This is a genomic window from Mesorhizobium oxytropidicola (genome assembly GCF_056174625.1).
Genome location: NZ_CM149692.1, coordinates 4050742 through 4063021 on the forward strand (window position 1 = coordinate 4050742; position 12280 = coordinate 4063021).

At 60.3% G+C, this 12280-nt stretch carries 12 protein-coding genes, 1 tRNA gene and 1 pseudogene; 6 read left to right on the forward strand and 8 right to left on the reverse strand.

The genetic code is table 11. The features are described 5' to 3' along the window. Positions 1 to 441 (forward strand): TadE/TadG family type IV pilus assembly protein, encoded by a 441-nt coding sequence (locus AC0V8S_RS20200; RefSeq protein ID WP_183460144.1) that lies wholly within the window; start codon positions 1 to 3, stop codon positions 439 to 441. Positions 442 to 481: 40 nt separating this feature from the next. Further along, a complete protein-coding gene (locus tag AC0V8S_RS20205; protein WP_475432940.1) occupies positions 482 to 835 on the forward strand; it encodes a TadE/TadG family type IV pilus assembly protein in 354 nt (117 codons plus the stop codon). Positions 836 to 944: 109 nt separating this feature from the next. On the opposite strand, the gene AC0V8S_RS20210 is transcribed toward AC0V8S_RS20205, so the two are convergent. Beyond that, positions 945 to 1301, reverse strand: coding sequence for an ArsR/SmtB family transcription factor (locus AC0V8S_RS20210; RefSeq protein WP_475432941.1), 357 nt, complete (start codon positions 1299 to 1301; stop codon positions 945 to 947). 253 nt (positions 1302 to 1554) lie between these two features. Between AC0V8S_RS20210 and AC0V8S_RS20215 the strand changes: the two genes are divergently transcribed. Next, positions 1555 to 1911 (forward strand): type 2 periplasmic-binding domain-containing protein, encoded by a 357-nt coding sequence (locus AC0V8S_RS20215; protein WP_475432942.1) that lies wholly within the window; start codon positions 1555 to 1557, stop codon positions 1909 to 1911. Here AC0V8S_RS20215 and AC0V8S_RS20220 read toward each other — a convergent pair. Both AC0V8S_RS20220 and AC0V8S_RS20225 read right to left on the reverse strand, forming a co-directional pair. Next, entirely contained in the window at positions 1904 to 2155 is a 252-nt protein-coding gene (locus AC0V8S_RS20220) for a hypothetical protein (protein WP_475432943.1), read from the reverse strand. The two genes, AC0V8S_RS20215 and AC0V8S_RS20220, sit on opposite strands and share 8 nt — an antisense overlap. Before the next feature lie 372 nt (positions 2156 to 2527). Beyond that, positions 2528 to 2968: a hypothetical protein gene (locus tag AC0V8S_RS20225; protein ID WP_183460138.1), complete on the reverse strand. Its 441-nt coding sequence runs from the start codon at positions 2966 to 2968 to the stop codon at positions 2528 to 2530. A 776-nt stretch (positions 2969 to 3744) separates the two neighbouring features. Between AC0V8S_RS20225 and AC0V8S_RS20230 the strand changes: the two genes are divergently transcribed. Continuing rightward, positions 3745 to 4338 (forward strand): SOS response-associated peptidase, encoded by a 594-nt coding sequence (locus AC0V8S_RS20230; protein ID WP_475432944.1) that lies wholly within the window; start codon positions 3745 to 3747, stop codon positions 4336 to 4338. Positions 4339 to 5976: 1638 nt separating this feature from the next. On the opposite strand, the gene AC0V8S_RS20235 is transcribed toward AC0V8S_RS20230, so the two are convergent. The 5 genes and pseudogenes from AC0V8S_RS20235 to phaC form a co-directional block, all read right to left on the reverse strand. After that, a complete protein-coding gene (locus tag AC0V8S_RS20235) occupies positions 5977 to 6330 on the reverse strand; it encodes a hypothetical protein (RefSeq protein WP_183460134.1) in 354 nt (117 codons plus the stop codon). After that, entirely contained in the window at positions 6323 to 6586 is a 264-nt protein-coding gene (locus tag AC0V8S_RS20240) for a hypothetical protein (RefSeq protein ID WP_475432945.1), read from the reverse strand. The genes AC0V8S_RS20235 and AC0V8S_RS20240 overlap by 8 nt, the downstream gene beginning before the upstream one ends. A 197-nt stretch (positions 6587 to 6783) precedes the next feature. Then, positions 6784 to 6858: transfer RNA gene (locus AC0V8S_RS20245), tRNA-Glu, on the reverse strand. 324 nt (positions 6859 to 7182) lie between these two features. Further along, positions 7183 to 8440: pseudogene (locus tag AC0V8S_RS20250) on the reverse strand (YcbK family protein). A gap of 216 nt (positions 8441 to 8656) precedes the next feature. Next, positions 8657 to 10492 (reverse strand): class I poly(R)-hydroxyalkanoic acid synthase, encoded by a 1836-nt coding sequence (phaC, locus tag AC0V8S_RS20255; RefSeq protein ID WP_183460130.1) that lies wholly within the window; start codon positions 10490 to 10492, stop codon positions 8657 to 8659. Between the two features lie 98 nt (positions 10493 to 10590). On the opposite strand from phaC, the gene AC0V8S_RS20260 reads away from it, so the two are divergent. Continuing rightward, on the forward strand, positions 10591 to 10983 hold the full coding sequence (locus AC0V8S_RS20260; RefSeq protein WP_475432946.1) for a hypothetical protein: 393 nt from the start codon (positions 10591 to 10593) through the stop codon (positions 10981 to 10983). 45 nt (positions 10984 to 11028) lie between these two features. Further along, the gene (locus AC0V8S_RS20265; RefSeq protein ID WP_183460128.1) at positions 11029 to 12246 is read left to right on the forward strand and encodes an LL-diaminopimelate aminotransferase; all 1218 of its coding nucleotides are present in this window, start codon (positions 11029 to 11031) and stop codon (positions 12244 to 12246) included. Positions 12247 to 12280 lie beyond the last annotated feature (34 nt).

The following is a 12280-nucleotide window of genomic DNA, read 5'->3' on the forward strand; positions in this document are numbered from 1 at the left end:
ATGGAACGCCGACCAGAGCCGAACCTTGGCGACGCTTCAGGCGTTGCCGCGGTCGAGTTCGCGATGGTCCTGCCTTTCCTGTGCGTAGCGCTGCTCGGTATAATCGACGGCTGGTCCTATGTGACGAGCTCGCTGTCGATGCGTGCCGGCGTGAAGACCGCCGCCAATCTGATCATGGAAGGCTCGAGCAATGATACGGCGACGCAGGCGGTTGCCATTTCGAGCTGGGAGAAGCGGCCGGCGGACGGCCAGGTCACGCTAAGCCGGATCTACATGTGCGGGACGACCGTGGTCGATGCCTCCACCCTGTGCAGCGGGCCAAAAGTGCCATCGGTCTATGTCCAGATCCAGGCATCCGCCACCTGGACGCCGCCCTTCAGCTTCGGCGTCTTTTCTGGTCCGAGCGTCATCGGCCACCTGGAGGTGATCCGTGTTCGGTAGGGCTAGCGCGTTCAGGCGGAACCGATCGGGCGGGGCCGGGTTGGAGTTCGCGCTGATCGCGCCCTTCCTCATCATATTGCTGTTCGGGATCTTCGCCTTGGGCTGGTCGATGAACTCCGTCTCCAGCGTCCGCTATACGCTGGAGACATCGTCACGCTCGCTGCAGCTTCAGAACACGCTGACCCAGGCCGACATCCAAGCGATCGCCACGCAGAAATTGCAGGCCTTGGGTTTGAAGGATGTGAACGTGACGATCGCCATCGATCCGGCGAGCGGCGGCTTCCGCATGGCGCATCTGACCGCCACCTATGCCTTTGTCGTCGACTTCCCTTACCTCGACACCTTCCCGATCAACTACGCGACCACTGTCACCGTGCCGCTGGTCGGCGGTTAGGCAGGCGTTATCCGCTGTGTCGCGCGACCTCTGATCGTCAACGCCATTCCAACCGTTATGTCGAGGCCGATGGCGCACACGTCCCCACAGCGCGCTGAGCCGGAAACCCTCATGCCGCCTTTGATTGACGCGCCGTCTCGCCAGCATGATCCTCAAATCGCGAAGAGGGCAAGTTGCCGGCCGCTGCAAGACTATCCAACAGATGGAGGATTTCGCGGGCAGCCTCGGATTTGCACGAGTAGAAGATGTTCTGCCGCTGACGTCGAGGAGTTACGAGTTTCAGGCGCATCAGCTTGTAAAGGTGCTGCGACAAAGCGGATTGGCTCAATCCAACTCGCTTGGCGAGATCGCCAACTGACAATTCCCCCCCAACCAAATGAACCAAAATCAACAGCCGCTTTTCTGAGCCCATCAAAAATAACAGCTCAGCGACATCACTCTTTGCGGCCAGTTTTTCGGGGGTCACCTTCTTCTTCCTCTAGATTCTGTCTGCTGCTGCGGTAAACGCTCAGTTAGGTTCAAAGCTTCCCAGAATTTCCTGGTGCTAAGAAAATGGCCGGCGCTCAGTTGGGCGGGGGGTGTTGGGGTAGAGGCGCCGGCCAGGCGGAAACGGGCCCGCCACAAGCACACGCTAATATACGGTGCCGCCAGCGCCTATGGTGTGATCGCGGAAGCCTGGTGCCGTAGCGGGCGGGCGCCCGACCGGCTGGGCGGACTGGATGCGCGGCGTCGGCTTCGAGCCAAACGGCACCTGGCACGGAACCAATTTCAGCGACAGCGATCTGGCACTCGCGGCCGCCGAGCGGGGCCAAGGCGTGGCCCTGGGCAGCTTGACTTTAGCAAGCGAGGCGATCGCTTCAGGGAGCCTCGTCCAGCTATTCGAGCACGTGCTTGATGCGGGGCGTGGATGGTATGCAATCTCCACGCAGGACCGGCTTCGGGACGTTGATGTGCGGGGACCTGGGATTGGCTGCGTGGACAGGCGTTGCCCGAGTCGCACGTCCCTTGATCGTCAACTAGGTCACGCCTGGGAGGGTTGCGATTGCTCATCGCCAGCGGCCGATGCGTCTACTTGACCTTTTCAATCTCCGGGCCTGGCATCTGGTCGGTCGCCGGAGCCGGCTTGCAATCCTGGCCCTTGCAGTCGAGGACTGGGTCTTCGGCCGGAGGCAGGCAATTTTGCCCCTCGCAATGAACTGGCGGCTGCAGTGGTGCTATTTCGCTGTTTGGCGGAACAGGCTTATCTTCAGCGCGTGCGCCTGATAGTTCTACTAGGCCGACGATGGCTGTGCACAAAAGCGACGTCTTCAGCAAGTTCATTCCCGCCTCCACGGCTGAGAGCGGGTGGAACTTACACCTTCGGGTTGATGCCTACATCCTGTCGCCCGCGAACGATGTTAACAGCGCGTTTCAACAAGCTCGACGCGGATGCGAAACTGCCCAGTAGAAGAAACCGGACGAGCGGTTGGCCGTTGCGCAATATGTTCTTTGCGCTCGCCAGAATGCTTACATTTTAAGGCTGAGTCCATGCATCAGAGGTCTCTAAAGTCTCGGCCATAAAATTAGCAACTGCTAAAATTTCTCCTTTGCGTTTAATCGCGCCGTAATGTGCCCGAAACGATAATGCCGGGATCAGTCACTGTGGCTGGCAAGCCGACATTGGAGAAAACGATGAAAAAGCTCCCCTTGCTGTTAGCGACTTCTGTCGGTGCGCTGGGCATTTTCACGGCAGCTAATGCCTTCGCAAGCCAGGTCTCCGATCACGGTGGTGCAGCGACCGTCAACGCGCCAAATGATGATGGTCAGGGTGTCACCGCCGGCGACCAGAACGATGATGATGCGGTCGAAACCGAAGCCAGCAATGGCCACCATGGTGACGATAGCGCCACCGCCGGCCAGCAAAAGGGTGGTGACGACCAGGGTGAGAAATCCGGTGATGACAGCGGTGACCACCAGAGAGGTGAGCACCAGAGCGGTGAGCATGCGGGTGGCGAGGGCGGTGGCAGCGGTGGTGGTGGTGGTGGCGAGGGTGGTGGTAGCGGTGGCGGTGGCGGCGAGGGTGGTGGCGGCGGCGGTGACGACTGACACAGGCGGCTTAGCCGGCCAGTTAAGCCTTGTCGCCAAAGCGATCATGGTTTTCCACCGTTAACTCTTTGGATCGAGTTTTCTTGCTGGAGCTTCGGTGACTCGTTTATTAGAAATCCCTTATGGAGCGACGGCACACAATCCGAAGAGTCATGGATGGGCTCTGGGAGGTCTACGACATAGACAACAGCAAGGTTGTGCGCGTGGGCGGAGTGCCCTTGACAAACTTGTTGGATGAAGACGCGCTCGACGCGTTGGACCTGATAAGGGATGGCTTCCTGACTCCTGGCCAGCCCAGGAAGACAAAGGCCTAAGGCGAGGTGCCAGTTCCGCACGACTAGTCGTGCGTCGGAGGTTGCAATCCCAGACGCAAACGCTGATCTTCAGCGAAAGCGATGGCATCTGGCTCACGTTCGAAGGCTCTGGAATAGCTGTTGCCGTCCGTTGTTACGACCCTAACAACCCACTCGCCTAAGGATTGGCTGATTTCTACTGCTGGGGCAGACGGTCTGTTATCGGCCATGCCCCTGCTTTAAAAACTGACGGTTTCGGAATGTCTCACGAAGTTCGTTGCCCCCTTATTAGATCATCTTAATATAATGCCATAGCAATTGCGATACCAGCTTAAGCTGACCTAAACGGGACGCTTTCCGGATGGCCTGGCGCATGAGCGGGCCAGACGATGCTGCGGTGTAGAACAGCGGCCGGCGAGAACGCGCGCTGGCAGGGCTCCCTACGGTCTGGGCAGCGGAAGGTTTCCTTCGGCGCAGGCAACCTGATAGCCTTGCTGGATAAGTAGTCTCCAGATCCCCGGAGCCTCGGTCATGTGCAACGACTACGAACAGCATGTCCTCTGGGCTGAATATTGCCGGATGATGGCTTCACTGGCGCTGAAAATCCCGACCCATCAGACCGAGCTCGACCTGCCAAAGGCTGACGACGTCCGCATCAACGATCCGGCACCGATCATGCGCACCGCGGGCGATGAGATCGAGCTGGCCTCGATGACTTTCGGATTTCCGCCTTCCGGACCGAAAGGCGGACCTGTGTTCAACTTCCGCTCGGAAGGCCGGCAATTTGCAAATAGCAACCGCTGTCTCATTCCGGCGTCGGGCTTCTTCGAATTCACCGGCACGAAATATCCGAAGGCCAAACATCGCTTCGCAATTAACGGCGCCCCGTTCATGGCGATAGCGGGCCTATGGCGAGAAGGCGCGGGCAACAAGCCTCCTACCTTCACCATGCTGACGACGGAGCCAGGGCCGGATGTCGCACCAATTCACAACCGGCAGATTGTCGTCCTGCAGCCAGAGAACTGGGCGGCCTGGCTCAACCTGTCGAAGCCCGAGGGCGAGCTGGTGCGACCGCTGCCGGCCGGGTCGCTGTCGGTGGAAACGGTGCGCGCCGAGCGTTCGTGACTTATATGCACTTCCGTCGGAAGTAGGCGTTGGCGATGAGCCAATTTGCGATCCAGGCCTGCCCGAATAACCGTTGCTGCTGGGCTATGCCATAAGCCTGCAAAAAGGCCCCGGCGCAGGGTGAATCGCCGGAGCTTTAGCCATGTACGAGCTACTCAGCATGTCTGCTTATTACGATGCGCTAACATGCTCAAGAATCCGTAAATCCGCCACACAACCTGTAGCTGGTGGCAGGCGAGGGAAGGGCAGGAATATAATCCTTCCTGTTGCGGCGAACCCCTCAAAAACGGAGATCGCCAAATGGCCAGGACCAAACCTTCCAAGCAGTTATCGCAGGCTGAAATCGAGAGCTTCCTGGTGGCAGCGGAAGCGCTCCACAAGAGCATCGTGAAGCCGCTCATATCGCCTACATGCGATCACTACCGCGCTACGCGAACCCTGCATACCCACAGATCGGGATGTGAATAGGACGCCCAGCCTAGCCGACTTGGGGGTTCCTTCGGGGCAAGCCGGCTATTGCTTTCGTCGGCCCACGCTCATCGTCAGGGGCGTCGGCTCCACAGGGGAGTAGGGTGCTGATCGGCCGTGTTGCCTGGCACCACGTTTTAAACCCTGCGCAGCTTTGATCACTGCCTTGCGGCTGTTGCCGTGTTTTAGGATCAACTCCCAGACCAGGTCCGCTGTCAAACCGTTCTCCGAAGCGAAACATTCGACCTCATGGTCGTGAATAGCATCATGCCAAGGCTTAAAGCCACCCATTTGGGACTCCGCTCTAGGCGCCGCATGGCATGTATATGCGTTAATGCTAATATATGCGAAACATGCGAACGAAGGACGTAAGGCCTTGGCGATGCCCGACAAGCCTGCAACAACCTACATCGTCAGCGTGTTCGATAAGCCTTATTGGCGCACTATCCTCACCACCAAGGACAGGGCAGAAGCAGAGGCGATGGAACAGGCGATAGTCCAGGACGGAGTGAAAGCGGCTGGCGGGAGAGAACATCGCAGCAGCCGAAGTCCTCCGATGCGACCTCTTCCGGCTCACTCATCCATTGCGGGAGCGTTTCGAAAAAGAGGGATGGCCAGGCGATGCGCTGAAAGGCGGTGCAGCCTGCCAACCGCAAGGTGATGGATGAACGCAAAGCCGTCGGCTTGATTTGAAATCCCAACTGGGTCGGAATTTGGCCCGCTGCCGCTGGTGGCGGGCCTTTTAGTTGGCGACATCGGAACAAAGAGAACGGCTATTGGGTTTCAAGTGACGGAGGAACCGATGCCAAATCAAGCCAAAGAGCCACGGCCGGCACCCGACCCGCATAAGACGCCTGTCGATGACGAAGCAGCCCCGGAGCCTAAACATATCGATCCGCCACCGCGAGACGTGCGAGAGGCACCGGTACCAAATCCAAACGGCGAGAAGACGTGACCGCCAGCCCGCTGCCTCACGGTGGCGGGCTTCCTGTATCTTGTGGCAGAAAAGTCACGCAGCTTGAATATGCAGAGCCTTCAACCGGAGCGAGCTTATTATCCAGCCAAGCGAGGCGTACCGTTTGACTATCCACGAGTAAATGGGGTTGCTCGTGACGCCTCCCGAACTAGCGCCCGCTGCCCTTCAGGTGGCGGGCTTTTTCATTTTTCCAGCTACGGAGTGCTGATGCCAGCGAGACGGAAGAGTTCTGGCCAGCGAAGCACGAGCGCCAGGACACCTCCAAAAACTATTAAGAACTGCCAAAACCCCAAGGTGCCCTTCATCTCGCCCCTCAAGCCGGAAATATCTTTGCCCAAGGCAGACACGTCCTCTTTCGTCGCCAGAGCATTAGCGCGCTCATCCAGGCGGGCGAGCGTAACCTTGATGTCGATTATCGCATCTTCGAGGGCTTTAACGCGCTGCTCCACAGGATCATATGTACCGCCACCATCGCCAGATTCAAAGGCTTGGGCGCCAAGTTCGTGATTCTCGTTTGAGGGGACGAGGCGTGCGTATGGTTCAACCATTTTGCACCGGCTTTGCTGTTGTCATGGCGTGCATCACCAGATTGTCGATCTGGCTGATCGCGTTCCGCTGGTGCAACAAGGCGGCATCAAAGTGCTTCTGAGCGCCTTCAGTATCCCCGTGGGTAAGAGCCTGAAGACAGGAGGAGAGGTCGCTTTGGCCGATGATGCATTCACGTATCGAGAGAAATAGATTGTCGAGATCTGACCGCCGCAAAATCACTTGCAACGGCGCGTCTGCGGGCACGGAGGCCCACATTCGCTACGCTTCTTGAGTGATAACAGGCTCGGGAGCTTTGGGCGATTCGTCCATTATCCCCTCTTGCTTTTCCGATATCGGGCGGATCTGCCCGATACTCGCAGGGCCGTGGCTAATTGCAAATGACAGGATTCGCGAGGGGATATTGGCCAAAAATTGGACAGGGCAGGGAGGTTTTCTCAAGCGCTTGAAATTGCTGGTACGCCCAAGGGGAATCGAACCCCTGTTACCGCCGTGAAAGGGCGGTGTCCTAACCGCTAGACGATGGGCGCGCTCAGACGAAGCGGCTTATACTGACGTTGTGCGCAACCGGCAACCCGTCAGTTGCCGCCTTGGACAACTTTTTTGCGGACCTGCCAGGTTGGCGATTTCGCCGGGGTTGGGCATCACGGCCGCGCGGCTTGGCGATTAGCAGAAACGCCCATCGCCTCGTCATTCTAGGGTCAGCGCTGCGTCGCTTCGCTCCTTGCTCCGCCCTAGAATGACGAAGTTGGGGACGCTTAGGCCAATCTCGAATGTTTGGGGATGCTCCACTGGAGCGACATTGCCTGAACGGCCTCGGCTGCCAACAGGCTCCGGCCTGTCAAATCGTGCCGCTAGCCGTCGTCGCCACCGCCGCTGCGCCGGCGGCAGCGCCAGTTCCAGTCGCGCTCGGGGCCGACGTCGACGTGGACCGATTCGGTGTGGCAATAGGTGCCGACACCGCCGCGGCCAGGCATGGTCCTGATGTAGTTCGCCAGCTCCCATTTGGAGACGCCGGGCACCTGGATGTCGGCGGCGGCGCAGTACATGTGCAGCGAATTCTGGCGCCGTTGGCGCGGCGGTTGCGGGCCGGGTCGCGATAGCCCGAGGTGACCACCATCTTGCGGCCGTAATGGCCTTCGATCGTCTTCAGCACGCGCACCAGCGACGGCTTCAGGCAGGCGACGTCGACGCTTTCGTTCTGCCTCAACAGCCCGTTGGGCGCGAGCCTGGCCATGCCGGCGGCGGACGCGACCTGATAGGAGCCGCCGATTGGACCCTCGTCCTCATTGAGGTCGACGTCGCTTTCATCGTCGAGGCCGGATTTGCGCTTGATCTCGAACAGCGCCGTCTGGCGCACGCCGGGCAAGGCATCGCTGCCCGTGATGTGACCGGTGTCGTCACCGGTCGAAGCCAACTGTATCGGTTTTGCCGTGGCGTCGGCCGAGGCCAGCGTGATGATCGGCTTTGCCGGTGCGGCCGGCGCGGGCTTGGCCTGCACCGGTGGCTGTTCGCCTGTGCGCGTGTTGATCAGTGGAGCGGCTGTGGCCGAAGCGGGCGTGGCGCCAAACATGGAGGCCAGGAAGCCTTTTTCTTCGGCGCCTCGGCTTGCGGCGCCTCGCCCGCCGTCACATAGACCGGATTGTTCATCACAGGTGCTGCGGCCGGCTTTGGCGTTGTCACCGCGGCGTCGGCGGCGGCGATCTTCTGGGCGACCGCGTCGGTCTGCTGCGCCGTCTGTGCGGGCTGCTGCAAGGCCTGCGGCGTTTGTCCCACGATCGTTTCAGCGCCGGCCGGCACTGTCAGCGGAAAGGCGGCCTGCGGCTTGGCCATCGGCACGTAGGCGACCTTTTCGGGCAGCGCCCTATCGCCTTCGCTCATCACGGTCGTTTGCGTTGTTGTCGTCTGCGATGTCGAATCGGCGGTGGCGATGGGCTTGCCGGTGGCGGCCGCATTGATGTCCGAGGCGGAGGCGTTGTAGCCGGGCATTCCGACTGACATTGTCGGGTCGCCGGCCGATGTGCAGGAGGCCAGGAGCACGGAGCAGAGCGCTGCCACGATGGCGCGGCGTTCTCCCTTTGCGAGGCTCCATCCTGCTGATTTCAAAGTCAAATTCCCCCTCGATGTCCGGTCGGTATGTCCTTGGCGCAGCCCTAGGATGTCTGCGTCGAGGTGACCTTTGTCTCCGATCCGGAAACGAGACCTGTGTCAAATCCGCAAGCCTGGAAGTATTTTTGCAATGATTGCCGAATTGCGGCTGCTTGATGGTTGACGACACCATTTCGCCCGCTTTTGCCGGGCCGTCAACTCACCACACATTACAGTCCGTTACACACGCACCTTCACATAGGTGCCGGGCGCATCGCCCAAGGTTTTCATATGCTTGCCGGGTTTGCGGGCAGGCACGCGGGTGTTGTCCTTGGCCTCTATCCAGCTTTGCCAGTGCGGCCACCAGGATCCCGGATGGTCTGTGGCCGTGGCGATCCATTGGTTAAAATCGCCGATCGGCGCGCCACCGGTCCAGTACTGATATTTGTTGGATGCGGGCGGATTGACGACGCCGGCGATATGGCCGGAGCCTGCCATGACATAATCGACCTTGCCGCCGAAATATTTCGAGCCGAGGAAGACGGACAGCGCCGGCGCGATGTGATCTTCCCGGGAGGCGAGGTTGTAGATCGGGATGGTGATGTCGCCCAGCGAGATGGTGTGGCCGGCGAGCTCCATCGTGCCCTGCGAAAGCGTATTATCGAGGTAGCAGTTGCGGAGGTAGAAGGAGTGGTTGGCCGCCGCCATGCGGGTCGAATCGGCGTTCCAGTAGAGCAGGTCGAAGGGCAGGGGATCCTTGCCGCGCATGTAGTTGTTGACGACATAGGGCCAGATCAGGTCGCCTGAGCGCAGCATGTTGAAGGCGGTCGCCATCTTCGTGCCGTCGAGATAGCCCTTTTCGTTCATCGACTTTTCCACCGCCGCGACCTGTTCCTCGTCGACGAAGACTTTCAGGTCGCCGGCATGGGTGAAGTCGACCTGCGTGGTGAAGAAGGTCGCCGACTTGATGCGGTCGTCGCCCTCGGCGGCCATCAGGGCCAGGGCCGCCGCCAGCAGCGTGCCGCCAACGCAATAGCCGATGGCATTGACGTCCCGCTCGCCGGTGGCCTTCTCGATCGTGTCGAGGCCGTATTGCAGGCCTTCCCTGATATAGGCTTCCCAGCTCTTGGCGCCGTGGCGCTCGTCTGGATTGATCCAGGAGATGACGAAGACGGTATGGCCTTGCTCGATCGCCCAGCGGATGAAGGATTTCTGCGGGTTGAGGTCGAGTATGTAGAACTTGTTGATCCATGGCGGGCAGATCAGCAGCGGGCGCTTCAGTACCGTCTCGGTCGCAGGATCATACTGGATGATCTCGGCGACATCGCTACGGCCGACCACCTTGCCGGGCGTGGTGGCGATGTTCCTGCCGATCTCGAAGGGCGAATAGTCGGCCTGCCGCAGCTTCAGGTCGCCCTTGCCGGCGGCGATGTCCTCGGCCAGCATTTTCATGCCGCGCACCAGGTTCTCGCCGTTGGAAGCGACGGTTTCGCGAAACAGTTCCGGGTTGGTCAGGATGAAATTCGACGGCGAGATGGCGTTGGACACCTGCTTGACGTAGAAACTCGCCTTGTGGCGAGTGTGCTCGTCCAGACCTTCGGCGTGATCGACCAGTTCGGACGCCCAGCGTGAGGTGACGAGATAGGCCTGCTTGAGGAAATCGAAGAAGGCGTTGCGGCCCCATTCCGGATCCTGGAAGCGCTTGTCGCCGCGCTCCGGCTTGACGGCGTCGTCGGGTGCTTCCGCGTTGGGACTGACGCGCTGGATGGCATTCGCCCACACGGTCATGTAGCCGGCGAACAGCCGCGTCTGCGCTTCGAGCGCGCGCTGCGGGTCGGCAAGCCAGTATTCGCTGAGCTTGGAGAAGGTCTTAACCATGTCGACGACCGGCTCGGCGACGTGGTCGCGCACTTCGCCGCGTTCGCGCGGTTCGGCCCAGGCGGACGCCGCCTTGCCGGCCTGCTCGATCATACGCGCCATATTCAACGCAAAGCGCTCCGGGTCCTTCACCAGATATTGCTCGACGGTCGAAGGCTCGTCATCTTCCGCTTTGCCCGAATCGGGTGTTTTGGACATGGTTCGCGGGGTTCCTCCCGAAGCGTTTTCTTGACATATTAACATGGGACATCCGACAGGGTCCAATCTCGCTCTACCTCGGCTGCCAAGGAAACAATATGACGATTTATTTTGGCGGGACTGTTTTTTTTGCTGCCGCACGCTTTTTCCGCATCGGCGCGGCGATCGTCCTCCTGGCGATTGCCGGGTGTTCGAGCACGAATACCAGTGGTCCGGTGCCCATGGCCGAGAATGCAGGCCCGAAGGATACCGGCACCTTCCCGAACCTCAACATCCCGCCACAAGTGGCGAACAAACAGTTCACCGCGGACGAGAGCAAGGCCAAGCTCGCCGAACTCAAGGCCGCCAAGAACGCGCAGGGCGCCAAAAGTGGTGGTGGCGCTGCCGGCAATCAGGCGGCACTGACGGATCTGGCCAAGAAGCATGGCCCGCAGACGCTGGAGCAGATCGAAGGCAAATGCGATCCCACCCTCGACCCTACCTGCAAATGAGTATATAGCGCGCGCCCAATACCCCTTTTGCTGTCTGGAACTGCCATGGAAGAGTTTCACAAGGTTCGCCGGCTTCCGCCTTACGTGTTCGAGCAGGTCAACCGGCTCAAGGCCAGCGCCCGTTCGCGCGGCGCCGACATCATCGACCTCGGCATGGGCAATCCGGACCTGCCGACGCCCAAGGCCATCGTCGACAAATTGTGCGAAGTGGTGCGCGATCCGCGCACGCATCGTTATTCCTCGTCGCGCGGCATTCCGGGCCTGCGCCGCGCCCAGGCCGCCTATTACCAGCGCCGCTTCGGCGTGAAGCTCAATCCCGACACGCAAGTGGTGGCCACGCTCGGCTCGAAGGAAGGCTTCGCCAATATGGCGCAGGCGATCACCGCGCCCGGCGATGTCATCCTGTGCCCAAACCCGACCTATCCGATCCACGCTTTCGGCTTCATCATGTCGGGCGGCGTCATCCGTTCGCTGCAGGTCGAACCTGATGATGGCTTCATCCCGGCGCTTGAGCGCGGTGTTCGTCACTCGATCCCGAAGCCGCTGGCGCTGATCCTCAACTATCCGTCGAACCCGACGGCGCTGGTCGCTTCGCTCGATTTCTACAAGGACGTGGTGGCGTTCGCCAAGAAGAACGACATCATCATCCTGTCCGACCTTGCCTATTCCGAGATTTATTTCGACGGCAATCCGCCGCCTTCGGTGCTGCAGGTGCCGGGTGCCATCGATGTCTGCGTCGAGTTCACCTCGATGTCGAAGACCTTCTCCATGCCCGGCTGGCGCATGGGCTTTGCCGTCGGCAACGAACGGCTGATCTCGGCGCTGACTCGGGTGAAGTCCTATCTCGACTACGGCGCCTTCACCCCGATCCAGGTGGCGGCGGCGCATGCGCTGAACGGTGACGGCGCCGATATCGCCGAGGTGCGTGACATCTATCACAAGCGCCGCGACGTGATGGTCGATTCCTTCGGGCGCGCCGGATGGAACATTCCGGCACCCGCCGCCTCGATGTTCGCCTGGGCGCCGATCCCCGAACCGTTCAAGCATCTCGGCTCGCTCGAATTCTCCAAGCTGCTCATCGAGCACGCCGATGTGGCGGTGGCGCCCGGTGTCGGCTTCGGCGAACATGGCGACGATTTCGTGCGCGTGGCGCTGGTGGAAAACGAGCACCGGATCCGCCAGGCGGCGCGCAACATCAAGCGCTTCCTGTCGAGCAGCGCCAAGCAGCCCAACAATGTGGTGCCGCTGTCCGCCCACCGGTAAGCAAAAATTCGATCTGATTTGAGGGACGTCGCCT

What these genes read in the sequence shown, in the direction of transcription:
- AC0V8S_RS20200 (WP_183460144.1), top strand. Translation starts at nt 1, where the DNA reads ATGGAACGCCGACCAGAGCCGAACCTTGGCGACGCTTCAGGCGTTGCC.
- AC0V8S_RS20215 (WP_475432942.1), top strand. Translation starts at nt 1,555, where the DNA reads ATGCGCGGCGTCGGCTTCGAGCCAAACGGCACCTGGCACGGAACCAAT.
- AC0V8S_RS20220 (WP_475432943.1), bottom strand. Translation starts at nt 2,155, where the DNA reads ATGAACTTGCTGAAGACGTCGCTTTTGTGCACAGCCATCGTCGGCCTA.
- AC0V8S_RS20225 (WP_183460138.1), bottom strand. Translation starts at nt 2,968, where the DNA reads ATGATCGCTTTGGCGACAAGGCTTAACTGGCCGGCTAAGCCGCCTGTG.
- AC0V8S_RS20230 (WP_475432944.1), top strand. Translation starts at nt 3,745, where the DNA reads ATGTGCAACGACTACGAACAGCATGTCCTCTGGGCTGAATATTGCCGG.
- AC0V8S_RS20235 (WP_183460134.1), bottom strand. Translation starts at nt 6,330, where the DNA reads ATGGTTGAACCATACGCACGCCTCGTCCCCTCAAACGAGAATCACGAA.
- AC0V8S_RS20240 (WP_475432945.1), bottom strand. Translation starts at nt 6,586, where the DNA reads ATGTGGGCCTCCGTGCCCGCAGACGCGCCGTTGCAAGTGATTTTGCGG.
- phaC (WP_183460130.1), bottom strand. Translation starts at nt 10,492, where the DNA reads ATGTCCAAAACACCCGATTCGGGCAAAGCGGAAGATGACGAGCCTTCG.
- AC0V8S_RS20260 (WP_475432946.1), top strand. Translation starts at nt 10,591, where the DNA reads ATGACGATTTATTTTGGCGGGACTGTTTTTTTTGCTGCCGCACGCTTT.
- AC0V8S_RS20265 (WP_183460128.1), top strand. Translation starts at nt 11,029, where the DNA reads ATGGAAGAGTTTCACAAGGTTCGCCGGCTTCCGCCTTACGTGTTCGAG.